Source organism: Paenibacillus sp. CAA11 (assembly GCF_003060825.1).
GTDB lineage: Bacteria > Bacillota > Bacilli > Paenibacillales > Paenibacillaceae > Fontibacillus.
In genome coordinates this window covers 2,091,673-2,118,238 of sequence record NZ_CP028922.1, presented here as the reverse complement: position 1 = coordinate 2,118,238, position 26,566 = coordinate 2,091,673, and the positions used below count along the sequence as shown (strand labels likewise).

General features: G+C 47.3%; 23 protein-coding genes and 3 rRNA genes. 2 read left to right on the top strand and 24 right to left on the bottom strand.

What is annotated here, in order from left to right; translation table 11 throughout:
- Nucleotides 1-4: 4 nt before the first annotated feature.
- The 12 genes from DCC85_RS09965 to DCC85_RS09915 form a co-directional block, all read right to left on the bottom strand.
- Nucleotides 5-940, bottom strand: coding sequence for a phosphotransferase family protein (locus DCC85_RS09965; protein ID WP_108465454.1), 936 nt, complete (start codon nucleotides 938-940; stop codon nucleotides 5-7).
- Between the two features lie 140 nt (nucleotides 941-1,080).
- A complete protein-coding gene (locus tag DCC85_RS09960; RefSeq protein WP_108465453.1) occupies nucleotides 1,081-1,638 on the bottom strand; it encodes a DNA-3-methyladenine glycosylase I in 558 nt (185 codons plus the stop codon).
- Nucleotides 1,639-1,699: 61 nt separating this feature from the next.
- Complete coding sequence (locus tag DCC85_RS09955) at nucleotides 1,700-2,389, bottom strand: GNAT family N-acetyltransferase (RefSeq protein WP_325048411.1); 690 nt, start codon at nucleotides 2,387-2,389, stop codon at nucleotides 1,700-1,702.
- Between the two features lie 82 nt (nucleotides 2,390-2,471).
- Nucleotides 2,472-2,870 (bottom strand): DUF6508 domain-containing protein, encoded by a 399-nt coding sequence (locus tag DCC85_RS09950; protein WP_108465451.1) that lies wholly within the window; start codon nucleotides 2,868-2,870, stop codon nucleotides 2,472-2,474.
- Nucleotides 2,871-2,907: 37 nt separating this feature from the next.
- Nucleotides 2,908-3,333 carry a hypothetical protein gene (locus DCC85_RS09945; protein ID WP_108465450.1) on the bottom strand — a complete coding sequence of 142 codons (426 nt, stop codon included), beginning with the start codon at nucleotides 3,331-3,333 and terminating at the stop codon, nucleotides 2,908-2,910.
- A gap of 5 nt (nucleotides 3,334-3,338) precedes the next feature.
- On the bottom strand, nucleotides 3,339-3,515 hold the full coding sequence (locus DCC85_RS22935) for a hypothetical protein (protein WP_159081838.1): 177 nt from the start codon (nucleotides 3,513-3,515) through the stop codon (nucleotides 3,339-3,341).
- 5 nt (nucleotides 3,516-3,520) lie between these two features.
- Nucleotides 3,521-4,012 (bottom strand): GNAT family N-acetyltransferase, encoded by a 492-nt coding sequence (locus DCC85_RS09940; RefSeq protein ID WP_108465449.1) that lies wholly within the window; start codon nucleotides 4,010-4,012, stop codon nucleotides 3,521-3,523.
- A 44-nt stretch (nucleotides 4,013-4,056) separates the two neighbouring features.
- On the bottom strand, nucleotides 4,057-4,437 hold the full coding sequence (locus tag DCC85_RS09935) for a GNAT family N-acetyltransferase (protein ID WP_108467798.1): 381 nt from the start codon (nucleotides 4,435-4,437) through the stop codon (nucleotides 4,057-4,059).
- An 85-nt stretch (nucleotides 4,438-4,522) separates the two neighbouring features.
- Nucleotides 4,523-4,720: a hypothetical protein gene (locus tag DCC85_RS09930; RefSeq protein ID WP_108465448.1), complete on the bottom strand. Its 198-nt coding sequence runs from the start codon at nucleotides 4,718-4,720 to the stop codon at nucleotides 4,523-4,525.
- Nucleotides 4,721-4,890: 170 nt separating this feature from the next.
- A complete protein-coding gene (locus DCC85_RS09925; protein WP_108465447.1) occupies nucleotides 4,891-6,693 on the bottom strand; it encodes a hypothetical protein in 1,803 nt (600 codons plus the stop codon).
- Between the two features lie 293 nt (nucleotides 6,694-6,986).
- The gene (locus tag DCC85_RS09920) at nucleotides 6,987-7,826 is read right to left on the bottom strand and encodes a hypothetical protein (protein WP_108465446.1); all 840 of its coding nucleotides are present in this window, start codon (nucleotides 7,824-7,826) and stop codon (nucleotides 6,987-6,989) included.
- Between the two features lie 143 nt (nucleotides 7,827-7,969).
- The gene (locus DCC85_RS09915; RefSeq protein WP_108465445.1) at nucleotides 7,970-8,335 is read right to left on the bottom strand and encodes a hypothetical protein; all 366 of its coding nucleotides are present in this window, start codon (nucleotides 8,333-8,335) and stop codon (nucleotides 7,970-7,972) included.
- Nucleotides 8,336-8,453: 118 nt separating this feature from the next.
- Here DCC85_RS09915 and DCC85_RS09910 point away from each other — a divergent pair, with 118 nt between their 5' ends.
- Complete coding sequence (locus DCC85_RS09910) at nucleotides 8,454-9,185, top strand: class I SAM-dependent methyltransferase (RefSeq protein ID WP_159081837.1); 732 nt, start codon at nucleotides 8,454-8,456, stop codon at nucleotides 9,183-9,185.
- A gap of 81 nt (nucleotides 9,186-9,266) precedes the next feature.
- On the opposite strand, the gene DCC85_RS09905 is transcribed toward DCC85_RS09910, so the two are convergent.
- The 8 genes from DCC85_RS09905 to DCC85_RS09870 form a co-directional block, all read right to left on the bottom strand.
- On the bottom strand, nucleotides 9,267-10,241 hold the full coding sequence (locus DCC85_RS09905; protein WP_108465443.1) for an aldo/keto reductase: 975 nt from the start codon (nucleotides 10,239-10,241) through the stop codon (nucleotides 9,267-9,269).
- 40 nt (nucleotides 10,242-10,281) lie between these two features.
- On the bottom strand, nucleotides 10,282-11,250 hold the full coding sequence (locus DCC85_RS09900; protein WP_108465442.1) for an aldo/keto reductase: 969 nt from the start codon (nucleotides 11,248-11,250) through the stop codon (nucleotides 10,282-10,284).
- Nucleotides 11,251-11,364: 114 nt separating this feature from the next.
- Nucleotides 11,365-12,537, bottom strand: a complete 1,173-nt coding sequence (locus tag DCC85_RS09895) for a GNAT family N-acetyltransferase (protein ID WP_108465441.1) — start codon at nucleotides 12,535-12,537, stop codon at nucleotides 11,365-11,367.
- 158 nt (nucleotides 12,538-12,695) lie between these two features.
- Nucleotides 12,696-12,812: ribosomal RNA gene (gene rrf, locus DCC85_RS09890) — 5S ribosomal RNA — on the bottom strand.
- Nucleotides 12,813-13,043: 231 nt separating this feature from the next.
- Nucleotides 13,044-16,094 (bottom strand): 23S ribosomal RNA (locus tag DCC85_RS09885).
- Between the two features lie 452 nt (nucleotides 16,095-16,546).
- A 16S ribosomal RNA gene (locus DCC85_RS09880) occupies nucleotides 16,547-18,103 on the bottom strand.
- Together the 16S, 23S and 5S rRNA genes form the textbook arrangement of a ribosomal RNA operon.
- A 424-nt stretch (nucleotides 18,104-18,527) precedes the next feature.
- Nucleotides 18,528-20,309 carry an LTA synthase family protein gene (locus DCC85_RS09875; protein WP_234414405.1) on the bottom strand — a complete coding sequence of 594 codons (1,782 nt, stop codon included), beginning with the start codon at nucleotides 20,307-20,309 and terminating at the stop codon, nucleotides 18,528-18,530.
- 489 nt (nucleotides 20,310-20,798) lie between these two features.
- Nucleotides 20,799-20,993 (bottom strand): H-type small acid-soluble spore protein, encoded by a 195-nt coding sequence (locus tag DCC85_RS09870; RefSeq protein ID WP_108465439.1) that lies wholly within the window; start codon nucleotides 20,991-20,993, stop codon nucleotides 20,799-20,801.
- Nucleotides 20,994-21,118: 125 nt separating this feature from the next.
- On the opposite strand from DCC85_RS09870, the gene DCC85_RS09865 reads away from it, so the two are divergent.
- On the top strand, nucleotides 21,119-21,880 hold the full coding sequence (locus DCC85_RS09865; RefSeq protein WP_108465438.1) for an SDR family oxidoreductase: 762 nt from the start codon (nucleotides 21,119-21,121) through the stop codon (nucleotides 21,878-21,880).
- Nucleotides 21,881-21,954: 74 nt separating this feature from the next.
- On the opposite strand, the gene galU is transcribed toward DCC85_RS09865, so the two are convergent.
- From galU to DCC85_RS09845, 4 genes are all read right to left on the bottom strand, one after another.
- A complete protein-coding gene (gene galU / locus DCC85_RS09860; protein WP_108465437.1) occupies nucleotides 21,955-22,836 on the bottom strand; it encodes a UTP--glucose-1-phosphate uridylyltransferase GalU in 882 nt (293 codons plus the stop codon).
- Nucleotides 22,837-22,924: 88 nt separating this feature from the next.
- Nucleotides 22,925-23,239 (bottom strand): GtrA family protein, encoded by a 315-nt coding sequence (locus DCC85_RS09855; protein ID WP_325048410.1) that lies wholly within the window; start codon nucleotides 23,237-23,239, stop codon nucleotides 22,925-22,927.
- Nucleotides 23,232-24,227 carry a glycosyltransferase family 2 protein gene (locus DCC85_RS09850; RefSeq protein WP_108465436.1) on the bottom strand — a complete coding sequence of 332 codons (996 nt, stop codon included), beginning with the start codon at nucleotides 24,225-24,227 and terminating at the stop codon, nucleotides 23,232-23,234. Before DCC85_RS09850 ends, DCC85_RS09855 begins: the two co-directional genes overlap by 8 nt.
- Nucleotides 24,224-26,392 carry an ArnT family glycosyltransferase gene (locus DCC85_RS09845; RefSeq protein WP_108465435.1) on the bottom strand — a complete coding sequence of 723 codons (2,169 nt, stop codon included), beginning with the start codon at nucleotides 26,390-26,392 and terminating at the stop codon, nucleotides 24,224-24,226. Before DCC85_RS09845 ends, DCC85_RS09850 begins: the two co-directional genes overlap by 4 nt.
- Between the last annotated feature and the right edge of the window lie 174 nt (nucleotides 26,393-26,566).

The following is a 26,566-nucleotide window of genomic DNA, read 5'->3' as shown; positions in this document are numbered from 1 at the left end:
TTCTTTATTGATAGTTACTATACCACTGTGGAATCACGGCTTGAAAATCATTGTGATCAGCAAGAACACGATTAATTTTCTCCATCATAATCCCCGTCTCTTCCGGCTTCACCTTCTTAATCCACACTACGGACGAGATGAGGCACATGGCAATATACATAGAGTACAGCGTCCAGAACAGCTCATCAGGCTCACGGCCCTGAAAATACCCCCGAATCTGCCCGACAGCAAATGGAATACTGACCTCCGAGCTGAACATCCCAGTCTTCATGAACTCTTGATAGGGGTCACCCCAATCGAACCGATTAAAGTCGATGATCCCCGCCAGACATCCATCTTTTATGATCAAATTCCCTGTATGAAAGTCATCATGTTGTAAGCTAACCGGACGGTGCTGCAGGAGGTGAAGATGTTCCTCAATAAACCCCAGGACTCTGTCACCCCGTTCAATCTTAGTTTCTGTCTGGCTGTACTCATCGACATATTTGCGGTGCTTGGCAAGGCTCCGCTGAGCCCAGGAAGCCGCGACCGAGTCCGGTGCTTGTATCTGGTGCATTCTTCTTAACTGACTGCCAGCGTCATAGCCAATGTCATACTGCTGCCCCTTCGACAGCCTAGGAAGCTCATCGACAGCATCTTCTCCCTCAATATAAGTAAGCAGCATATATCCAAGTCCCAGTCCAGAGAGCATTCCTATCCCTAGAGGTCTTGAACATCTAACATCATGGCGTTCGTGCAGTTCCTGCAATATTTTGAATTCTTCTTGCTTTCTGGCAACAAGCCTCTGCTCATAGATTCTTAGCAAGTAACGCCTTCCGTCTGCTGCAGCTTCAAATTTCCGGTCCGGTGAATAGCCTTTGTGAATTTCCCGAAGCTCTGCAAGCTTCCTGAGCAGAGGAACCTCAGCTTTAACTGCCTGAGCCAAATCCTCGTTCATCATTCATTCCCCCCACCATGAAAAATATATCAAGGATGAAGCCTAATCGCCTTCTCACCCTCCATCATGCTGAATATAACTTGATCCTCTCATGTCCACCTGGGCTTACTCATGCCAATCGCAGCAGCCTGTGCCAATTCATACTATTGCCCATAACGGAAGCAATCGGTGATATGGTCATTCACCATACCTGTGGCCTGCATAAAGGCGTAGCAAATAGTTGTGCCAACAAAGCTGAATCCTCGCTTCTTCAAATCCTTGCTCATCTGATCCGAAATTTCAGTTCGTGCCGGCACCTCTGCCAGGGTTGTCCAATGGTTAATGATCGGCTTATGCTGCACAAACGACCATATATACTGATCAAAGCTCCCATATTCCTCAGCAACTTGCAGGAACGCTTTTGCGTTATTTACAGCAGCCTGGATTTTAAGGCGGTTCCGAATTATGCCTGGATTTTGCAGCAGTTCCTCCATTTTGTCTGCATCATAAACCGCTATCTTGACCGGATCGAATCCATCGAACGCAGCCCGGTAATTCTCACGCTTCTTAAGCACTGTGTACCAGCTTAATCCCGCCTGAGCCCCTTCCAAGATCAGAAGTTCAAATAACTTAAGATCATCATGTTCGGGAACTCCCCATTCCTGATCATGGTAGTCTATATAAAGCGGGTCCTTATCCACCCATCCGCAGCGTTGCTTCATCTCAGCTTCACCTCCCCGTCCATGTGTTCCCAAGTTTCATCAGTCGTTTGACCATTACAAGTCATAGCACGGCTTTAATTCGTTTAAGTACTGAATGTGAAGTAAGTCGATGGTAGCTGATCAATTCCCCTTGAAAGACAACGCCATACACCCCATAAGGAGTAGGCGAAAGCTCCATAAGCTGATCTCTAGTCGTGAGCTCTATCATCTCAGGATCCATCCCTGCTGCTTTAGCCACTTTTACCACATTCTCTGCAGCAATATGTAAATAAGGGCATTGTCCTGAGACAAGCACGGTCAAGCCCTGACCGAATCGGGCCAGGCGCTCAGCCCAATTATTAGGAAAGTAAGGATCTGGTCCGCTTCCCAATTTATAAGCATACAGTTCGAACGAGTTCGGGGCTTTACCAACACAAGCAAACCCCTTTTTCACAAAAATATCTTTGCTCGGTGCCCAGGATGTATCGTTATTTGTAACTACCACCACGCCTTCCTTATTCCTTCGCTTCGCATCTTCTATACACTGATCTATCAACCGAGTACCCAGCCCTAGTCCAGTCTCGCTTACCCACAAACAATGAATGACTAAGTAATTGGGGGCGTGAAGTACTCTCCAAGAGTACTCCTCCGGAATATACTCAATAAACCCGAGGGATTTCTTCCCCTGCTTTGCATGGATGTACTTAAGCTCCTCCCCTAATCTTAACGTTAAGAATCGGTTTTTGTTGCCGTATCCTGGATATTTACTCATGCTTCTCATACAATGGCAGCCGGTGGAGTCCAAATTATCTTCAGTCAGTTGTAAATATTCAATTGAATCCATAATTCCCCCCTTATCCAAGCAGCTCTGCAATCCGGTTAAGAATTGCGCCGATTTTCCCGGTTGAACACGCTTTGAGAAAAGCCCCCTCCACATATCTGTCGCCTCTAATATAGGCAGTCATTAGCTTTCTCAAATCCTCGATATCGAATGTTTGAAGTACTTTTTCAATAGGCTGGTCTAAATCCCTCAATTTCTCTTGTCCGTTCAACCAAGTTCTCCAATCAAACGGGCTTATCAGAAACTCCATCTCGTATAGAAGTTCCCTGAAACTCTGGACTCCAGTAGCCTCTACAGCATAACCTCTCTCATCCAAGCGCCCGAATTCATGATTTGGATTATTGAAATAAACTCTGTATTCCAGCAACCTTAGCAGATCAGCCTGTCCCAAAGATTTAGTATTATTCTCCATGATGATCTGTCTTCTTTCTAATTAATTTTAATGTATACTAAACTACAGAACTATCAACACCCCAAACCTCAAAATTTGCATTTATAGACTTTGTAAACAAAGTTACTTCTAACCCCAAGTAATCATCCTCCCCAGTTGACAGACGTTCTGTAAGTATGGTGCTAATCATGATCTGAAACCCAATGGGGTTTAGGTACTTAGTATAAGCAACTTTATCAATATAGTAATTACCTGTTAAATTGCAAAGGATTGGAAATAAGTTTGAATCTTCACCGTCAAAGCACAAACTATCATCATTAACATATTTAGACACTTCTCTGTGAATGATTGATAACATTTCACTCCATCTTTTAGCTAAATCGTAATATTGAGTTAAGGAAATTCCATCATAGAAGGTAATACTCGATTCATTTTCTATTAATTTCAAATCCAGCCTTAAGCGTCCAAATCCAGGTGCTGACAAGTTCGCTAAACGCTTTGCCCATCTTCCTTCTCTGCGATGTACATATCAAGGGCTCGGATTCCCCGGCGAGCGAGCTTAATAAATAGGATTAACGCATAGATTCCCACGCCGATTATTGCAAAGTAGCCTAGCATATAGAGCAGCGGGAGCGTCACGGCTACCGTAGTGGTACTGTTCATCATAATAACTACTCCTTTATGTGCTTCTTATGAAGCGAATTAAAGCGCTGGATAGGCCCATCCCAATCTGCTTCACATATTTCATAAAAGCTGCCTGCGGTATATTCGCCGATCACTTTTCGCCAAAAGGCCTGAGCTGGAAAATTACTATCAAGTTCAGAAACTTTCCACTCACCAGGAAACTGATCAAACAAGAAGCCTGCAGCATATCTGCCGACACCAGAACATCTATACTTTTTCATTACAAAAAACTCTGCCATCGCGTACATGCCGTCGATTGTCCGTACTAGCGCTAGCCCCGCGAGATTTCCATCTACCTTGATAAAAAAGGGATGCCTGCCATCCTCCGTCCAGTAATAATCCAAATAAGGATAATCATATAACCCGTGTTCATTAACATCCTCTGGATCAAATTCGCTAAAATCATACTTGTAAAGCTCCAACAAGTTACGCAGAACTGATTTCTCTGTAATTAAAACCGGGGTTACCGTGATTTTCATAAAAACCTCCAATTGCCTAACAATTAATACGCTGACCTTACATCCTAGTTCCGTTTATCCTGAAATAGCGTTTTTGCTAAAACTAAATGCTGTTCCTGTACATATCCGGCTGCTTCATAAGTCATCACGGCGGTTTGATTTTTATGCCCCGTCAGAATTTTGATGGACTGGACTCCCTGCTGCTGTAGGCCATCCTCCAAAAATTCAATTAGCCTTGAAGCAATACCGTTACGCCTAAATTCTTCCTCAACAAACATTTCCGTAATCTCTGCCTCGGAGCCGTCATAACAAAATGACTGATGTGCTTGGGCACAGGCAAATCCTGCAGGAACTCCGTCAAATTCAGCAATGGCAACCAGCTCCGAAGAACGCTTCAAGCTGTCCTCGATTTTAGCTACTTCTCTACTGACATTGTTAAAGCTCATATTTAGTTTTGCTAGAGCAGGAGCATCTTCCCCCACTGCCCACCTGATAATAATTTTCTGATGCAAAACACGCGTCCCCTTTCCATCATCTTGTCAAACCTGCACCAATTAGAATGTTGTTAACACTTATTTTCAACGCTTCAGCTGCTGGAGCCTGCACCCATTTCATAAGAAGTCCTCCGGTATCGTAGCCGACGAGGCCTTCCTTCTCATCACTAAGAAGAGCCGTATTTATATACGGCTGCGGTTCCCTGGATCTTAAGCAAGCTCGAACTCTATACATATGGCCATTCCTTCTTCTACCCTCGCTAAAATAAATATTGCTACCTTGGATGATTCGCTACTTTATGTCTAAAAATTATATACCATTTTCAATATTTTGGATAATTATTAAGACAGTCCGTCCCTGCATTTCTGAGCCTGTCCCCTCTACATGTTCCAATTTTCAATTTCTTAAGGCCGCAATACTCTCCAATATTCATAAGAGTGAACGGCAATGCCTGCGTATGAGGGATCGTTCTTCATCAGCTCCGGCAGCCTCGCCAACTCACGTTCCAGAACCCTGCTTCCTAAGCTGTAAAAACTAACATAGGACGATTCAAAATTCTGTTTGGTTTCAACACCCAATATGATTGGGGTTCCCAGCTCATTTCCCATGGCCAGCTCTTCCTTAGCCATATCGGCCATGCCTCCGCTGCCGGCAGCGAAGTTGCGGAAGTCCATCAAGGTGACATGGTCCATATGCTGAATAAACCACTTTGTTACCGAGATCCCTTCGCGTTTATACATGAAGCGATCGAGCCAGACAGAGAGATCTACACTCACTTGAAGGTTCGAGTCGCGCTTAACTTCATCAATGAAGAAACTCATTGTGTTGACCCATAGCTCAATGATGTGATCATTATTTGTATTCCACTCGGGGAGCACCCAAGGCTCTATATCATAGTGAATCCCATGAAACCTCGCTTCGGGTTCTGCCCATCGGTTGTAATCCTTCACGTAATTAATCAATCGCTCAATCCACGGCCTGTATTCTTCATACACATAAATCCCATTGCCTGCCAAAGCATGAACTTCAATCCCCATTTCCGCAGCCTTTTTCATAAAAGGAGCATAGGCCGAGAAAGGGCGGTCTATATCAATATGAAGGTAGATCAAATTAATGTTCTTTTGCTTGGCAAACGAAAGCACCTCTTCACTTTGGTTGACTACGGCCCGGTCTTCCCAGATATAAGTTCCCCGGAATGGAACGGTCCGATCAATTGGCGCGGGATCAGGCACCGGTAAAGGCGCTGGCACAGGATCAGGTGTTGGGACAGGATCTGGACTTGGCGAAGGAACGGTAGCCGGCGGTTCATGAACCGCTAATGGCTCTCCCATCATCTCAGCCCAGCTGCTCACGTCGTGAACCGCTACTCCGCTAAAGCCGCGGAATGAAGAGAACTGATCATTAATTTCCCATAAGGCATCGTCTATGAGCTGAGGATCGCTCCCCGCAAAAGTTTGATCCTCTGCTGTAGTTACCGGGTCGGTATTGATCGCAATTAGCACCTGCCTCCCCAGGTCTGATGCCAATTTAACCGGATACTGAGCCTCGTCAATGATACTGTTCTTGCCATAAATCGCAAGCCGATAGTCAAGAATTGCCACATGGTCAAAACTTTCAAATAGCCATTTCAATGTGGCTTCTCCGCCTGGCAGCCTGTTATCCTGCAGCCAATAAGGAAGATCTAATCCTAACTCCATTCGGGCAGTTCCTTGTCTAGCTCGTACCTCATGAACAAAAGCTTGCAGATTCTCCTTCCAGGAAGAAGTCATGTTAGAAGCGTTCTGCGTCCATTCCGGCAGACGATATGCTTCAATCCTTAGGTGAATGCCTTTAAAGCGCTGCTCAGCAGAAACGCCTTGATTATAAGCTTGAACCCACTTAGCAAGCGCTATTAATTCTCCCTGGTTTTGCGGTAAAGCCCAATCATCTTTACCATCCAGAGCATATACATCGATTCCTCTGCGGGAAGCGCCCGCGATAAAATCACTGTACACTTGGTTTGGAAGCATCCGATCCAGCTTCAAATACAAAACATTCACGCCTTGCTTAGAAGCAAAATTCAATAATCTGGTGCCGCCGTCCCGGATCAAATCCGTCTCCCAAACCCAGGTCGCTTTGACCGGGTGCTTCGCTTGCTCAAAACCGGTTAAGAACACACTGCTTAAGCACAACAAGACAACAAAGGCACAAGATGTTAACCTTTTCAAACGCATCCCCTGCTTTCTCGTAGTTTTTTAATACGATATATCATTTTGTTGGATTTTTCCACTAATTGTTAACCCATTTTCTTGTAAATTGGGCGTTTTTTCTACAATTTTCTTCTAATAGCTTGATTCAATATGTATCTGATAACGATGATATAAAAAAACTTGTACACTTTAGCTCGTCCATCATGCTGCGAAAAAAAGGCCGTTATAAATGCATAACGGCCTAATCATGACAAGATTAAATTTGGATGCGCATGCTAATCCCAAGATTCTTGCAGTATTGATGCGATAAGCTACCTCTCCAGGCCCTCCTTATAAAATCCATGAGTCAGGACCAATGAAGCGAGCTGCTGCTGATAGCGAACTAAGATGCTATGCACCTCTGTATGGTCTGATAGCTTCTTCTGTAAAGATTCGGATGGCTCCTCATTAATCCCGTCTTCTTCTCTCCATGAGAACCGCTGAACCGCCTGCTTTGTATCTTGTATAAGCTTATTTCTCCATGTCCGATATTCTTCCCCTTGAATTTCTTGCTTCAAGTAAGCCCAATTAATAGTTAAGAAGTCGGGAAAGCTGGCCAGAGCTAAATAATCACAAGGCAGCGCCGTCGTCTCGTAAGCAGCCATGATTTCATCAAAAAGCATACGCAGCGGTAAAGCGGTTTCAGATATATCGATGAATTTCATCTTTTGGAGGCTGAGCGAAGGCTGAGTGATTTGCAGGCCAAAACTCCCTTGCTTCCTTAAAATCAAGTTGTAAGAAAGTTCACCTTCAAGCCATGCCGTGACGAAAAACAGCAGTCGGCAATTCGCTGTAAGAAAACCTTGAATAACCCCTCTCAGGTTCTCGAATTGTCTTGGCCCATACATACCGCGCCAGTCAATCCGTGGAGGATGACAAGAGAGGTATGGCTGCTGCAGCTGATGAATTAGGAGCTTAGTCTCAGGATGATACAATTGAAGGCGCATATGGGTCCAGGCTGTCTCGAGGCCGCCCGGATGACTCGACAGCTCCTTGAACAAAGGATGAAGCTGTGGAAGTCCGCTTAAACGTCGAAGATCATTTTGATATACGTAAAGCTCTTCCCCAGCCTCTTCCACATGTCTCTCCCGAATTTCAAATTTGTCCAGCATATTTCCCCTCCTGAACCATAATTAAGCGCATGATTTGCCGCTACTTCATGTATATATATTAACGGGATAAAAAGACCGGAGAAGCTGATACTGGACAGATAAAAAAGCGATAAGTCTACACCTATCGCTAGTATAATTCAGGATTAGATCCAGAAGAAAGGCAGTAGGAATAATAGCGCTATCGCCGCCCAATCCAGCCAAAAAGCTGTTCCTGCGTTATCACCGTACCCTCCATAGTTATAATTCCCACCGTTCTCCGCTGCATTATAGCCTAATGCTTGAGTCTTAGCCTTTTTGAGTTTCCCCTTTGGCTGAGTCTGCTTGTTTGTCTGGGATTGTTTTTTGGAGGTGACAGCTGCATGAGACATATCTCCGTTAAATTGAAGACCTCTGTCGGTAACTCCACTTAACACCCCTACCCATTGTGTCCCATCGTGAAGAACGGCACAAACACGCTTGCCAATGTGCGACATGCAGGATTCTTTGGTCACCGGATAAATCATTTGCACATTTATCCCTCCCTTCCGAAATCATAGATGGTCCATTATATTCGGAAGCGACCAATAAGTTAATGATGCTCCTGCCCATACACATTAGTTACATGAATCAGAGAAAAGAGGGCTGTTGGTGAATTATTCAGATATTCTCGCACACTTGGGCGAAGGGGCCGCGCATCCTGGAGGGTTCGGAGGAACTGCGCGGCTGCTGGAGCGTTACCCCTTACATCCCAAATCCAGAGTACTTGAAATTGGCTGCGGAACAGGACGTACCGCTTGCCATTTAGCCAAACTAGGCTGCGAGGTCACCGGTTTGGATCTAAACCGGAAAATGCTGGCCAAAGCAAGCTCTCGGGCAAAAAGAGAAGCCGTAGAAGTTCAATGGGTACATGGCGATGCTGCCTGCCTACCCTTTGAAGACCATAGCTTTGACTACCTGTTTATTGAATCTGTTACGATCTTTGTACAACCGGAGCAAGCAATTCAGGAATATTACCGGGTATTGAAGCCGGGGGGAAGATTGCTGGATCGAGAGTGGTTCTCTCGAAGAAAGAATCATTTGCTTGAGCAGAAAATGAATGATCTGTACAATGTAAGAGTTCTTCCTCTGCTGGGAGAATGGGTTCAGTATTTTGAAAATAACCACTTTGCTCCGATTTCGATCTGGGCGGGTGAGGATACGCATTCCACATTCAGTTCCAGCCTGTTTCAGAGCACCTATGCTGACTACAATCAAATGATCGATGTGGAAGCACTGAATGATGAACGTGTTATACGTTTTCTTGAACGCAACCACACGTTTATTCGCGAGCATGAACGTGAACTCAACTATGCCGTATTTATTGCAGATAAGCCTAAGTAGCATCTGTATCACCAACAAGAGGCCCGCCTTTGAATCAAAAATTCAAGGCGGGCTTCCTCTGATATCATTATTGGTTCTTAATTACCAAGCGTAGGCTTCTGGTGCTGGTTTACCGGGGCCAGGGAAAATCTCGTCTAGCTTCTTGAGCACATCCTCAGTCAGCTGAACTTCAGGTACTCTTAAAGATGCCTCAAGCTGCTCTAGCGTACGCGGCCCTATAATAGGGGCAGTTACCGCTGGATTGGACAGCACCCATGCCAGAGCCACCACATCTTCCTTCTCACCAAGCTCTTTACACAGCTCGGAGTATTGTTCAAGCTGGGTGCGGTGCTTCTCCACACCTTCTTTAGCGCGAGCGCTTCGGGAGCCTGTTCCTGCTAATGCATTACGTCCGAGCAAACCTCCGGACAATGGGCTCCAAGGGATCACTCCTAGTCCGAGTTCCTTCGCCGCAGGAAGAACTTCGAGCTCTGCCGTTCTCTGAAGCAGATTATATAGATGCTGCTCGGAGACAAGGCCAAGGAAATTGCGCGCTTTGGCCTCCGCCTGGGCAACGGCAATATGCCAGCCTGCAAAATTACTCGATCCCACATAACCAATTTTGCCTTGGTTCACGGAAGACTCGAATACGCCCCAAATCTCCTGCCAGGATACGTTGCGATCTATATGGTGCATCTGGTAAAGCTCAATATGATCGGTTTGCAATCGCTGAAGCGAGCCGTCCAGGTGACGTCTAATCTTATACGCAGATAATCCGCGTTCCGCATTAGGGCCGAGCTCATCCTGCATAGTACCATATACTTTGGTAGCCAGAACGACTTTCTCGCGGCGTCCCCCGCCCTGCTTGAACCATCTTCCGATGATCTCTTCTGTCCAGCCGGGATGGTCCTTACCGCCATAGACATTTGCTGTATCAAAAAAGTTAATGCCTGCATCCAGCGCCGCATCCATAATCTTGAATGCTTCCTTCTCCTCGGTTTCCGGCCCAAAGTTCATCGTTCCTAAGCATAAACGGCTGACCTTCAAACCTGACCGGCCCAGATATGAATATTCCATATAGATTGCCTCCTTAAGATTAGAAATTAATTATCATCAATCATTTATAAAAGTTCCGCACCCACCGATGACGATGCAGCTTCTGAAGCTGTTCCCCCGTAAGCAGCCTGCCATCGCTCACCGCACAGTTTCTCTCAACATTTCTAAGGGAACGCATTCCCGGAATCACCGTCGAGACAGCAGGATGGCTTAGAATATATCGCAGCGCAAGTTCTGGCAGGTCATTCAAGTCGATTTCCATATCCCTCACAATGCCCTGAACCCGTTCGACAACTTGCTCTTTTCGATCCCCTCGAAAATAGTGGTTACGAAAATCTCCTTCAGGAAAAGTAGTATTTGTGTCGATTCGCCCGGTCAAGCCTCCTTCATCAAACGGAACCCTTACGATAACGCCCACCTGGTGCTTCTCACAGAGCGGCAGCAGCTCATCTTCTGGAATTTGTTCGAAGAGATTATAGATAACTTGAACAGTATCAATGAGCCCGGTCTCAATCAGCTCTAAGACATTCGTAGGTTCATTGTCATTTACCGATATGCCGAAGCTGCGAATTTTCCCTTGCTCTTTGAGCTTCAGTACAGCCTCCAACCAATCTCCCTGTCCTACCCATTCATCACTCCATACGTGAAACTGCTGTACGTCAATAGTATCTAGCCCTAGATTGCTTAGGCTCTGCTCGGTACAGCGTATAACATGTTCAGCAGGAAAGGCATCATTTACATGAATTCCTGAAGGAGCCGGCCATTTCATATTTTTTGGTGGAATTTTAGAAGCTACATAAATGCGCTCACTTCGCTCTCGGACCACTTGGCCTACTAGCCTCTCGCTATGGCCATCTCCATAGACTAGAGCCGTATCAATAAATGTCAGTCCTAAATCCACCGCTCGGTGAAGAGCCCGAAGTGACTCCTCATCCTCAGCGCCCTGCCAGCCGCTATTGCCAATGCCCCAGGCTCCGTAACCGATTTCAGAGACTTTGAGTCCTGTATTGCCTAACTTCCTGTATTGCATCTGCAGAGCCCTCCTATTCAATGGATGCGTTTTCGTTGGAGAGTATACCACAATCTATAGTCCAAAGAAAAATACTCTCTTCATAAAATAAGAGAGTATTTTGTGAGGTCATTTTTAAAAATAATCTAAGAAGGCGGTTGGCTTATGAGGCAGAACCTTGTCTATGAGCTGAACAGCCTCTTCACTTCCCGTTAATTTACCGCTCCGGAATAGCACTTCAGCACGCATATAACCAATTAACAAGGCTGTTAACGAATTAATGTTTAATAGAATGTCCGGCTCACCTGACGAAGATGCAGCGGGGGTAAGCAGCCCTTCTCCTTCCGCTGAAACTCGAAGCTGCCATTTCCCTTGATTCCAGGCCGCCGTTTGGTCCTCAATCTGGATCGTGAGATTTACTTCTTGGCCCACGGATACAAAAGGATACTGCTGAACAAACTGCTGAACATTTACAATTCGCGCCATAAATAAGGGTGAGATCTCTTGGCTTATTTTAGGATTTGCCAAAAGGAAAGGGAATATATCATCCTGCGGCACATTCATAACGGTTATCTTGTTAACCCTGGAATCATGGTTAGCCAAAAACGTCCATAGCGCAGTCCGTGCCGTCTCATGAAGGAAGACAAATTCATCTGCTATGAGTTCTTTATTCTCTAGTTTGTATAATAGGTATCCTTCGGGATGGCCCTCTTTAGAATAATAAACAGCATTATGAATCTCCTCGTCTAATACGGAATCCTTCCACCAGGACTCACTGCGGACCAGCATGCCACTATAGTTCTGAGCGAATTGCTGATAAACTTGGTCCAGATGTTCCACATGCTGTACATCTCTGCGGACTACACCTTCCGTTTCCTTTTTTTCTGGAAATTCAGCTGTATACAAGGTGTAGCGCTTTACTTCTGTCAGGACCTCCCATCCGAACTTCCGATAGAACGGTATGGAGAAAGGATGAAGCAAAGATAACCATTGGCCTTTCTCATTCATTACGCGTAAAGCGTGATTAATGAGAGCCCGAACATGACCCTTACGCCGATTCTCCGGCCATGTGGCTACCCCCGCAATTCCCCCCATTTCGTAGATTTTGCCTTGAACATAGGTTTGGAATGGAAATAAATGCAGCTTGGCCTGCATCTGCCCCTCCTCAAATACTCCCCAAGCACAATCTAGCTTATAGGTATCCCTTCGCTGATTCCTAGCCTCTTCTGTTAATTTATATTGAAAGGCATATTCCGACAGATCCAAGCTTTTGTCAATTTCCTCTGGTAACAGATTTCTTATCTCCACTGGTGTCCCTCGCTTTCACAAATATGTAATTGTTCAATAATAATTATGAATGTAGTATAAGTAAAGTGTTACAAAAGAAGAAGTTGTTGTCAACTTAGCTGCAATAGCAGCAAAAAAAGAGCATCGCTGATGTAATATCAGCAATGCTCTTTATATTCGCTTGGCGGCGTCCTACTCTCCCAGGACCCTGCGGTCCAAGTACCATCGGCGCTGGAGGGCTTAACGGTCGTGTTCGGGATGGGTACGTGTGGAACCCCTCCGCTATCGCCACCAAACAGGTTTTTTCCGGTCGCTATCGCTCCCTGAAATTCATCAAGGAAAATAACCCACCTTCAAAAACAGCCTGCGAGTAAATATCAAATCATGATATCAACCCACAATTGTTCAGATGTTTGATCACCTGAAAACTGGATACGAAACGAAATTGTGATTTAGATCTTCTCGGGGTTCCCGCAAAGTATTCGGAATCAGCCTCGAAGCCTCTTCTTCACTTTGTGGGGTCATTTTAGGATAAGCCCTCGACCGATTAGTACTGGTCAGCTCCATGCATTACTGCACTTCCACCCCCAGCCTATCTACCTCGTCGTCTTCAAGGGGTCTTACTAACTCGGGAAATCTCATCTTGAGGGGGGCTTCACGCTTAGATGCTTTCAGCGCTTATCCCTTCCGCACTTAGCTACCCAGCTGTGCTCCTGGCGGAACAACTGGTGCACCAGCGGTGCGTCCATCCCGGTCCTCTCGTACTAAGGACAGCTCCTCTCAAATTTCCTACGCCCACGACAGATAGGGACCGAACTGTCTCACGACGTTCTGAACCCAGCTCGCGTACCGCTTTAATGGGCGAACAGCCCAACCCTTGGGACCTACTTCAGCCCCAGGATGCGATGAGCCGACATCGAGGTGCCAAACCTCCCCGTCGATGTGGACTCTTGGGGGAGATAAGCCTGTTATCCCCAGGGTAGCTTTTATCCGTTGAGCGATGGCCCTTCCATGCGGTACCACCGGATCACTAAGCCCGACTTTCGTCCCTGCTCGACTTGTCAGTCTCGCAGTCAAGCTCCCTTTTGCCTTTGCACTCTTCGAATGATTTCCAACCATTCTGAGGGAACCTTGGGGCGCCTCCGTTACTCTTTAGGAGGCGACCGCCCCAGTCAAACTGCCCACCTGACACTGTCCCCGCACCGGTTCACGGTACCAGGTTAGAACTCCGATACGATCAGGGTGGTATCCCAACGTCGCCTCTACCGAAGCTGGCGCTCCGGCTTCTTAGGCTCCCACCTATCCTGTACAAATCGTATCAAAGTCCAATATCAAGCTGCAGTAAAGCTCCATGGGGTCTTTCCGTCTTGTCGCGGGTAACCTGCATCTTCACAGGTATTAAAATTTCACCGGATCTCTCGTTGAGACAGCGCCCAAGTCGTTACGCCATTCGTGCGGGTCAGAATTTACCTGACAAGGAATTTCGCTACCTTAGGACCGTTATAGTTACGGCCGCCGTTTACTGGGGCTTCGGTTCACAGCTTCGGATTACTCCTAACCGCTCCCCTTAACCTTCCAGCACCGGGCAGGCGTCAGCCCGTATACTTCGCCTTGCGGCTTCGCACAGACCTGTGTTTTTGCTAAACAGTCGCTTGGGCCTTTTCACTGCGGCCCCCTCGGGCTATTCACCCTACCGAGGCACCCCTTCTCCCGAAGTTACGGGGTCATTTTGCCGAGTTCCTTAACGAGAGTTCTTCCGCGCGCCTTAGAATTCTCTTCTCGCCTACCTGTGTCGGTTTACGGTACGGGCACCTTCACCTGGCTAGAGGCTTTTCTTGGCAGTGTGAGATCATGACCTTCGCTACTGTAATTTTCACTCCCCATCACAGCCCAGCCTTAAAGTGTGCGGATTTGCCTACACACCAGCCTCACTGCTTGGACGGACATCCATCAGTCCGCGTCACTACCCTGCTGCGTCACCCCATCGCTCATAGCGGTTTACGGTGGTACAGGAATTTCCACCTGTTGTCCTTCGACTACGCCTTTCGGCCTCGCCTTAGGTCCCGACTTACCCTGAGCGGACGAACCTTCCTCAGGAACCCTTAGGCTTTCGGCGGATCAGATTCTCACTGATCTTTTCGTTACTCATACCGGCATTCTCACTTGTATGCTGTCCAGCGCTCCTTACGGTACACCTTCAACCTACATACAACGCTCCCCTACCCCTGAATCGACTTCACTCCGCCTTCGAAGTGTGTCTATCCCCTGGAGAGCATTTAGCCTCAGACCCTCATAAGGTCTGTCTTCGGCCAAAATGTCACTCTCAGGCTCCACGCCTCAAAGAAGCAGTGAAGTCGATTCAAGCCATAGCTTCGGTGGTGTGTTTAGCCCCGTTACATTTTCGGCGCAGAGTCACTCGACCAGTGAGCTATTACGCACTCTTTAAATGGTGGCTGCTTCTAAGCCAACATCCTGGTTGTCTGTGCAACTCCACATCCTTTCCCACTTAACACACACTTGGGGACCTTAGCTGATGGTCTGGGCTGTTTCCCTTTTGACAATGGATCTTAGCACTCACTGTCTGACTCCCGGATATGAGTCCATGGCATTCGGAGTTTGACTGAGCTTGGTAACCCTTGGCGGGCCCCGCACCCAATCAGTGCTCTACCTCCACGACTCTTTTCTTCCGAGGCTAGCCCTAAAGCTATTTCGGGGAGAACCAGCTATCTCCGAGTTCGATTGGAATTTCTCCGCTACCCCCACCTCATCCCCGAACTTTTCAACGTTCGTGGGTTCGGGCCTCCAGTGCGTGTTACCGCACCTTCACCCTGGACAGGGGTAGATCACACGGTTTCGGGTCTACGCCCACGTACTCAACTCGCCCTATTCAGACTCGCTTTCGCTGCGGCTTCGGCTCTTCACCTTAACCTTGCACGGGAACGTAACTCGCCGGTTCATTCTACAAAAGGCACGCCATCATCCATATAGAGGACTCTGACTTCTTGTAAGCACACGGTTTCAGGTTCTGTTTCACTCCCCTTCCGGGGTGCTTTTCACCTTTCCCTCACGGTACTGCTTCGCTATCGGTCGCTAGGGAGTATTTAGCCTTACCAGATGGTCCTGGCAGATTCATACGGGGTTTCACGTGCCCCGCACTACTCGGGATCCGTCTCGGAGGGAACACATTTTCACCTACAGGGCTTTTACCTTCTCTGGCGGGCCTTTCCAGACCTCTTCAACTAACCTGTTCCTTTGTAACTCCATGTGAGACGTCCCACAACCCCAGAGAGCAAGCTCTCTGGTTTAGGCTGTTCCGCGTTCGCTCGCCGCTACTGACGGAATCACTCTTGTTTTCTCTTCCTCAGGGTACTTAGATGTTTCAGTTCCCCTGGTCTGCCTCTTCACACCCTATGTATTCAGGTATGAGTGACTGGCTATTACACCAGCCGGGTTTCCCCATTCGGACATCCCCGGATCAAAGCTTGCTTACAGCTCCCCGAGGCCGTATCGTTGTTCGCCACGTCCTTCTTCGGCTCCTAGCGCCTAGGCATCCTCCGTGTGCTCTTAATAGCTTAACCTAATCGCTCGGATTTTGGGCCGATACGCTCTGTTGTTCCTTGGTTTCTCGATTGAAATGAATCAAGGTTGAAACCCACTCACAAAGGATCGATCGTCTCCAAAATACCTCGCTCTGTAGCTATCACTTCACTTGTTCTCTTCGATCACAAGTTTCAGCTAAAGAGATGTTTCTAAAACGCAATTTCGTTTCGTTATCCAGTTTTCAAGGATCAAGGACGAAATTTTGGGACAATCACCTTGAGGTGCTGTTCAAAATTTCTGTCAACCTGCCAGCTTAATCAGCCGGAAGATCATCTTATCACATCCATACTCACTTAACTACAAGCAAGTTCTGGAAGCGACAGTCCTGAGAGTTTGAGCTCTCAAAACTGACCAACGAGTGAGATGGTTTGGTTAACTCCAGGTTAACCGATATTTGAATGTCTTCACCACCGAAGACGATTCTCCATAGAAAGGAGGTGATCCAGCCGCACCTTCCGATACGGCTACCTTGTTACGACTTCACCCCAATCGTCTACCCCACCTTCGGCGGCTGGCCCCCTTGCGGGTTACCTCACCGACTTCGGGTGTTGTAAACTCTCGTGGTGTGACGGGCGGTGTGTACAAGACCCGGGAACGTATTCACCGCGGCATGCTGATCCGCGATTACTAGCAATTCCGACTTCATGCAGGCGAGTTGCAGCCTGCAATCCGAACTGAGACCGGCTTTTCTAGGATTCGCTCCAGATCGCTCCTTCGCTTCCCGTTGTACCGGCCATTGTAGTACGTGTGTAGCCCAGGTCATAAGGGGCATGATGATTTGACGTCATCCCCACCTTCCTCCGGTTTGTCACCGGCAGTCACTCTAGAGTGCCCAGCTTGACCTGCTGGCAACTAAAGTTAAGGGTTGCGCTCGTTGCGGGACTTAACCCAACATCTCACGACACGAGCTGACGACAACCATGCACCACCTGTCTCCTCTGTCCGTAAAGGAAAGGTACATCTCTGTACCGGTCAGAGGGATGTCAAGACCTGGTAAGGTTCTTCGCGTTGCTTCGAATTAAACCACATACTCCACTGCTTGTGCGGGTCCCCGTCAATTCCTTTGAGTTTCAGTCTTGCGACCGTACTCCCCAGGCGGAATGCTTAATGTGTTAACTTCGGCACCAAGGGTATCGAAACCCCTAACACCTAGCATTCATCGTTTACGGCGTGGACTACCAGGGTATCTAATCCTGTTTGCTCCCCACGCTTTCGCGCCTCAGCGTCAGTTACAGCCCAGAGAGTCGCCTTCGCCACTGGTGTTCCTCCACATCTCTACGCATTTCACCGCTACACGTGGAATTCCACTCTCCTCTTCTGCACTCAAGCCACCCAGTTTCCAGTGCGACCCGGAGTTGAGCTCCAGGATTAAACACCAGACTTAAATGGCCGCCTGCGCGCGCTTTACGCCCAATAATTCCGGACAACGCTTGCCCCCTACGTATTACCGCGGCTGCTGGCACGTAGTTAGCCGGGGCTTTCTTCTCAGGTACCGTCACCTCAAGAGCAGTTACTCTCTCAAGCGTTCTTCCCTGGCAACAGAGCTTTACGATCCGAAAACCTTCATCACTCACGCGGCGTTGCTCCGTCAGACTTTCGTCCATTGCGGAAGATTCCCTACTGCTGCCTCCCGTAGGAGTCTGGGCCGTGTCTCAGTCCCAGTGTGGCCGTTCACCCTCTCAGGTCGGCTACGCATCGTCGCCTTGGTGAGCCGTTACCCCACCAACTAGCTAATGCGCCGCAGGCCCATCCGTAAGTGACAGATTGCTCCGTCTTTCCCAAACCCCTCATGCGAGGAACTTGTGTATCCGGTATTAGCTACCGTTTCCGGTAGTTATCCCAGTCTTACAGGCAGGTTGCCTACGTGTTACTCACCCGTCCGCCGCTAAGTTATTTAGAAGCAAGCTTCTAAATAACTCCGCTCGACTTGCATGTATTAGGCACGCCGCCAGCGTTCGTCCTGAGCCAGGATCAAACTCTCCAATAAGGTTTTTCCGAGGTGACATCTTTACCCGAATTGCTTCGAGAAAATAACCATCCGAAAATGTATTGAATAAGCTGATGACTCATTTTGAAACTGACGAGAAAGGATCGAATTTCAAATCGAGATGGACTTGAAATTCATCCGTTAATTCTCATTTATATCTCACTCGTTGTTCAGTTTTCAAAGATCAAACTGTTCTTTCGTCTCAACCGAACTCGTCGGCGTCAACTTTTATATCATATCACATTACCTAACTTGTTAGCAAGTGTTATCTTTTTCCAAGCCGACTGTTTTACCGAATCACTGAGTCTTATCAAGCGACCGAATTTATAATATATCACGCCACTGATACACTTACAACCGGTAAATGCACCCAATAAAAAATAAGAGCCACCCTATTCTCACAAATAGGTGACTCTCTATAAGTTTACGGCCCCCGCTTAGGGAGCTGCTTGACATACGCATCAGAAAGCTTCATCAGCTTCAGAATATAGTCATAGTCCGCCCGATATTTTGTGATATCAGTAACTGGCTCATATGTTTTCAGTGAAATCGCAGTTCCGTCATCAAATCCCTTGCCTGGAACAAATAATACATCATCGTTAAAGAAAGAACCTGTCGGCAAGTAATAGCGCATGCCAAAAATGTTATGATCGACATTTAATAAATCATGACCGAAGGCTGTGAAACCCTCTTTAGCCAGGGATACCCCCATAATATTAGCGACGGTAGGCAAAATATCAAGCTGCCCCCCTACTCGCTCCACCACTTTACCCGAAGATTGTCCTGGAATGTGAATAAGTAAAGGAATGTTATACCTGCTAACCTGGTCATTATACTTAATGCCGAGCTCGGAGCTGATAAACTCTTCAGATGCAAGCTTAGGCAATATGCCAAAATGATCTCCATAAGCCACAAGTGCAGTGTCATCCCACATTCCATTTTGCTTGAGTCGTTCAACCAAAGTACCTATTGCATAATCCGTATAGTTAATAGCTGTCAGATAGTCCCCTAACTCTGTTCCTTGTAGACTGTCCGGCAAAGTGATCCGCTGTCTGTCCTTTGGAACATTAAAGGGAGCATGGCTTGATGCCGTTACGAACTGGGCATAAAAAGGCTTATTTTGCTTATGAAGCTCGGATAGCTTCTCAACACCCACACGGTATAGCTCTTCATCCGAAGCTCCGAAAGCATTGAAATGGTCGTTCGTGTAACTCGGCTTATCATAATAATGAGTAAAGTTCAAAGCGGGATACATTTTGCTTCGATCCCAGAAACTCACATCATTCACATGAAATGTAGATGATTCGTAATTATACTTCTCCAGCAGTCTCGGCAGACTGGGAAGTTCCCTATCTCCATACCCTGTTGACATGGCAATAGTGCCTGTAGGATAAATGGAGGTATTAGACATAAATTCAGCATCCGAAGTATTTCCTTGCCCGATCTGTTGATAGAAATTAGGGAAATACAAACCCTCCGCCGCAAGCTTGTTCAGCACAGGGGTCAACTCTTGGCCGTTAAGTGATAGATGCAGCGGAAAATTCTGAAAAGCTTCCATCTGAATAATGATCAGATTCTTGCCCTTCGCTGCTCCAAAATACTGAAGGTTACCCTTACCAGAAGAAGCATCTTTATATGCAAATGTAGCTTGCAGCTTCTTTACCTCTGATTTCGTCTTTCCCAAGTTTCCATCGGTAATTTCATCATTCTGCCGGTTCTCCTTCAGAACCGCAGCTACCTGATAATCAAGAAATCCCAAATTCTCTGCTTGGACGATTTCGTTCTCAATTTTCCCGCCATTATGAATATACCACCCAGACAAAATAAGGGAGACTACCCCCGCAGCCGCAACACCTATTTTCCATACAGGTCTGCGGCCAAGACGCATCGATTTAGGCTTAGAAAGAGTCACGCCCCATAGAATCGCCAGCACAAGAAGATCAATAAAGAATAAAAAGTACTCAGGTTCAATCAAGGACTCTACACTTCCCTTAATCTGAGGTACCTGATGCAACTCTCGAAGAGCCGTGTAGGTAGGGACAGAGCCAAAATGGGCATAGTACAGTGTCGAGGCAAACAGCATAAGTGAAAATACAAGATTAAAGCCCCACATCACGGGTCCCTTAGCTCTTGAAGGAACAATAAGCTCGATCAAACACATAATTACGAGGATGGCTAGACCATCCGTAGCTAACCTGTCCCACATAATATCATTAAATAAGAAATGCCGAAGTAAAACGAGCTTTATAAAAAGCAGACCAAAAACAATATAAAAAAGTGTACCTCGATATTTCCCATTTGATTTTAACAACCAGTTTACAAATCTATTCATTTGCGTTCACTTCCAAATCTATAATGAGATCACAATGTCTAATTATAGCACGTTCAGGGAAACCGCACGAGTTTGTAAAAGTGTAAATCCGGAGTAAAATGGTTTAGCTGTCACTACTTTAGGCCCAATCCTGCAACTTAAATAGCCCTCCCGGAAAGACTCATATGTAAACGAACTTGCAAGGGCCGCTAAAGCTCAGAGAAGCTTTAAGCGGCCCCTACTTTCTTTCCGCCTTTTGGAAAGGCTCACTAACCAGACAGCCTATGAAACAATTCATCCGCCTTCAGGCTGAACTGATAAATTACCTGTTGGCCCATATAATAGAAGCAAAGCCACTCTATCATCTAATCCATCAAAACGCCCCTATTCGAAGGCACTTAAGTTTTCTTCCAGCTGATCCAAAGAGACTTCACGCTCGTTCTCTGTCTCGCCTAATGGGAATACCCGTGCGGTTAATTTTTGCTCATCCACATGCTGAATGTACACTTCGATCCCATCGCAAAATACAGCTGCCATAACTGGCGAGGCAGCAATTTCTCGTGCTCGTTGAATATTCAAACCCTTCTCCCCTTTCACACTATGATGTACAAGCGGAAGTAACGGGTATATTTTGGTTAGATGAATGAACTTTTATACGAGCGTGCAGAATAAGACAGCGAAGCCATGTAACGGGAGGCGTACTTATGAAACTATCCGGCAATACCATCCTTATAACAGGCGGAGGTTCAGGAATCGGCCTTGCCTTAGCTAAGCGGTTTGTTGCGGCAGGTAATGAAGTTATTATCTGCGGGAGACGGGAAACGAAGCTGAATGAAGCCAAGTCTGAAATCCCATCCCTTCACACCAAGGTCTGTGACCTGTCCTCAGAATCCGATCGGGAAGCTCTTATAGAATGGGCTACGGCTGAATTTCCCAACCTTAATGTTCTCGTTAATAACGCAGGAATCCAGCAGCGAGTCAATGTTAAGAATGCCAAGGAGCCTTGGAGCTATTATCAGCAAGAGATCACCAGCAACCTGGAGGCACCCGTTCATTTGACACTCCGCCTGCTCCCAAGTCTGATGGCGAAGCCGTCAGCGGCGATTATCAACGTATCCTCAGGACTCGCCTTTACTCCGGGCGTCTGGGTACCGATCTACAGTGCCACCAAAGCGGCACTTCATTCTTTTACAATCAGCTTAAGACACCAGCTGGAAGACACCTCTATCGAATTAATCGAAGTCCTTCCTCCAGCTGTCAATACTGACTTAGGCGGTCCTGGACTTCATACTTTTGGCGCTCCGCTGGATGATTTCGCAGACGCTGTAATTCAAGGAATTGAGCAGGAACAAACCGAAATTGGCTATGGCGGAACCGAGCAGAGGTTAAAGGCTTCAAGAGAAGAACTGGACGAACATACGCGGCAAGCATGGGACCATTTCTTAATTCGGACACCAGGATTTTGACTCCTGATCTGCAAAAGAACACAGCCCTCAGAATCGGCAAGAAGATTATGAGGGCTGTACTTTTTTTCTTCTATTTATAGTGCCGCCTTCTCACGGCCAACGAGTTCGTGCAAATAAGGAACCAGCAGGGGCTTAAGCTCCTCCCGCCGCAGTCCAATTTCAAGAACGGCCTTTAAATAACCGAGCTTATCACCTATGTCATACCGTTCGCCGTCAAGCTCTAACGCCAGCATACTTTCTATTTCGTTCATCAGCTGAAGAGCATCCGTTAGCTGGTATTCTCCGCCAGCTCCTCGGTCAATCTGCTCAAGCATGGAGAAAATTGAGGGACTTAATATATATCTTCCGACAATGGCCAGATTGGACGGGGCCGATCCGACAGGAGGCTTCTCAACCAACCCCCTCACCTGATAGATTTCCTCATCATTTTCCGCAGGATTCACAATCCCGTACTTATCCACTTCTGAAGCTGCAACAGGCTTAACACCGAGCACCTGCTTGCCGGTCTGTTCGTGGAGCTCGATCATTTGACGCAGGGCCGGAACCTTCGATTCGATAATATCGTCTCCAAGCAATACCGCAAATGGCTCATTCCCGATAAATTGCTGAGCACACAAGATCGCATGTCCCAAGCCAAGCGGTTCCTTCTGACGGATAAAATGGATTCCCGGCACCCCACTAATCTCCTGGATTTGCTTCAGCATGCTCACTTTACCTTTCTCAAGCAGCAGCTGTTCAAGCTCCATGTTCTTGTCAAAGTGATCCTCAATCGACTTTTTGTTGCGTCCCGTAACAATAATAATACTCTCGATTCCTGAGTGAATCGCCTCTTCGACAATATACTGAATCGCCGGCTTGTCGACAATCGGAAGCATCTCTTTGGGCTGAGCTTTGGTGGCTGGTAGGAATCTCGTTCCAAGTCCCGCAGCCGGAATCACAGCTTTTCTGATTTTCATGGCGAATCACTCCTATTTATTGATGTATATTTAAAAACCCAGTATCTGCTGCCTGCATAATTTAACAGAACTCCTGCTAGAGTAGCTATCAGCTTACAGACCAACATAGCCAGTCTGTATAAGTATGAAGTGCCGCAAGCAAAGCCGAAACGAGGGCCAGCGTCCCTAAGTTAACAAGCACAAAGCTCGCTAATTCCCGTCCCGTTCTCTGGGACTTCGCCTTAAACGTCCAGCTCCGATTGACAATATAGCTATTGGCGATACCGCAGCTGTAAGCAACACACTGAGCAGCCAAGTAAGGCAGCCCAGCATATGTGAGCAGTGCGAACACAATAAAATCTACAGCGGTATTCAGCACGCCCACCAAGCCAAACCGGATCAGAGGAAGCCAGCGCTTAATCATGGTTGATCAGCTGCTTGCCTGTGCCCGAGGCTTTCTCCCTTGCCTGAAGGCCTCCATAAGTATTTCTTACAATATAGAGAGGTCTGCCTTTGGTCTCGTCATAGATTCTACCTACATATTCACCTAGAACACCAAGCATCAATAGTACAAATCCGTTAAAGATCAGCATCAAACTAATCATGGAAGGCCAGCCTTTGGTGACGGAATCTGTGAACAGCGCCAAGTAGATCACATACAGCAGGTAAAGAAATCCCGCCCCAGACAATAGAGCCCCTACATAGCCTGCCAGCTTGAGCGGCTTATAGGAGAAGGAAGTAATCCCATCCAGGCACAGCTTGATCATTCTTTTCAGTGGATATTTGGTCTCGCCCGCAAGCCGCTCATCCCGTTCATATTCAATCGCTGTCTGACGGAAGCCAACCCAGCTGACCAGCCCACGGACAAATCGGTTATTCTCCGGAAGACGCTTCATCTCATCACAGACCTTCCGGTCCATCAGCCGGAAATCACCGGTATCCACCGGAATCGGAATTTCTGTGGATGCTCGGAGAATCCGGTAAAATACGCCTGCAGACCATTTCTTGAACCAGGTCTCCCCATTGCGCTTAATCCGTTTGGCGTAAACCACCTCATATCCTTCACGCCATTTATCAATCATAGACAGAATCAGTTCTGGAGGATCCTGCAAATCGGCATCAATAATGATGACTGCCTCTCCGGAGGAATAGTCCATCCCAGCCGTTATTGCAATCTGATGGCCAAAGTTGCGAGAGAAATCGATCAATTTGACCGATTCATCCCACTCTGCATAGTCTTGAATAATCTCAGCACTGCGGTCTGAGCTTCCATCATTAATAAAGATCAGCTCATAATTCTCATCTGTACTGTTCATTACTTTCTTCAACCGGCGGTAGGTTTCTTGGATGACCGCTTCCTCGTTATACATTGGAATGATAATTGAGTAGCGGGTTTGCTCTGATCTACTCATTCTGTATCTCCTCCTTCACCCGGCGTAAGTTCGTAGAGTGTCGCACTGCCGCCAAATCTGTCCATCATACCTCGGCTATCCTTATTGTCGTTGTCGCTACTGTTTTCAGCGGCTGTGCTGGTACCCTTCCACTGATCGCTCGATATTTCTGTGCCATGCTGCTGAATCCAGGTTGTAACTTCGCTGTTGCCGCCCCGTCCGCCGGAAATGAGGAAATATTTCAGCTCCCCGCTGTTCACCATTTGTTCCAGACGTTCCACGCTCAGCACAGGATCGTTACCGCTAAACCCGCCAAGGCTGATGACCTTCTCGCCTTTTTCAATAATATAAGGAGCTGCCGTAGTATAATCTGTTGCCGCAAACAGATATTTCTCACCTGTATTGTGTTCTTTCAAATAGCTATAAAGCTCCTCATCCACACTGCTGTTCTCTCCGCCAGGCCCCCTCATAGACCCATTGCCTTCTGTAGGACCTGCCGCCGGAATCATGCTGTTCTGACCGTAGGTAATTGGGGTGGCCGCCCAGTAGAGCGGCCCGATCAGAAGAATAAATAATGCTGCTAAAGCTGTCATTCGAGCCAGATTTATTCTGAATTGCCTTACCACCACCAGCGCCAAGGCTGCAGCAATTCCAAGCACTAGAATCGCTATAGACCACCCCGCTCCGATCACTTGGTCATACGGATGTACGATATACCATTGAAATACCGCTGTAATAAGCACTGCTGCCGGAAGCAGCCATGCAGTCCACCCCTTACAGTTCTTGAACCTGTCTAACATCTCTGACCAGCCCGTTCCTACCAGCGCCGCAATCGGAGGGGCTAACATAATCAAGTAATATTGATGGAAAAAGCCTGCTACGCTGAAGAATCCCGCGACAGGAAGCAGCCACAACACCCAGAAGAGAGCTTCCTTGTGCTTCTGTGTTACATTTCTTCTCCTAACACTTGCGTATAACCCTACACAACCGATCAGCGCGAAAGGCAGCAGCCAGCTCGCCTGTCCAGAGAGAGAGGATTGGAAGAGTCGAAGCGGCCCTTTGGTGCCTGTATTAAACGCACCTCCGCCTCCCCCGCCATTTCCACCGGGTCCGCCTGCAAAACCGCCGCGGTCTCTGTCCATGCCCGTAAATCCGTTACCACTGGATGTATCTGAGTTCATATCTATTTGTCTATTGGGTCCGCCAACCGGCGTATTTGCATCGTTATTGTCGCCGTTCATCATAGATGGTTGTCCGTTTGGAACCGAAGCTGGAGCTTGCCCAGAAGTACTGCCGGATGTGGAATTGTCCCCAGGTGCGTCTGGTGGCATCTGGCCATTCATGCCTCCTTCGGGTCTTTCAAAAGAGCCGCCAGGAGCTCCTCCCCCGCCCCCTTGATTACCAGTCAAACGTGAGACGCCATTATATCCAAAAGCCAGTTCCAGCACGGAGTTGTTCTCGCTGCTGCCGATATAAGGTCGCTGATCCTTTGGAATAGAATCAACAATCACAGCCCAAGATACGGAGATCAAGGCACATACCACTGTTGAAGCAACCAGATTGGCAGCCTTTCTCTTCCAATTCAGCTTGGATGCCAGCCAGTAGAACACGAAGAAAGCCGGAAGGATCATATAGGCTTGAAGCATTTTCATATTAAAAGCAATCCCGATCATGGCAAAAGCGCCAATCGTGCTCCAAATCTTCTGCTGTCTAACACCTCGGAAGAGAAGCCATGTTGCGAGCAGCAGGGTAAACACCAACATACTATCAATGTTGTTCGTGCGGGCTATAGCTACAGCTACCGGCGTTAAAGCCATAGCCAGTGCAGCAAGCCGGGCCGCTGTCTTGCCGAAGCTCGGCCTAATCAGTAAATAAATCAGCAGTACGGACCCCACTCCGGCCAGCGACTGTGGCAGAATCACACTCCAGCCATGCAGTCCGAAGATCCAGGCAAATAGCGTCTGAATCCAGAAGGTGACTGGCGGCTTATCTACTGTAACGAACCCTCCTGAATCCAGGGTACCGAAGAAGAAATTGTGAAAGCTCTGCAGCATGCTCGCTACCGCTGATGTGTAATAGGTATTTACGTATTTTTCCGTCCAAATGTTGTACCCGTTCAAAAAGGCCGTCAGCAGCATAACTGCGACGAGAGGGACGTCAATACGCTTGATCCACTTTGTTTTCATAGGCTCTTTCCACTCCCATATACTTTATAATTTACTTCATAACGTCCTTGCGTTACGATTACCTTTGGCTTGTTTACATTGTGAAGTTGCTGCCTGAAGACACCATGAGCGTAAGCTGAATGTTTGCTGAAAGGCCCTATCCCTTCTTATAAATTCAGCATGGTCTCAGCCGCC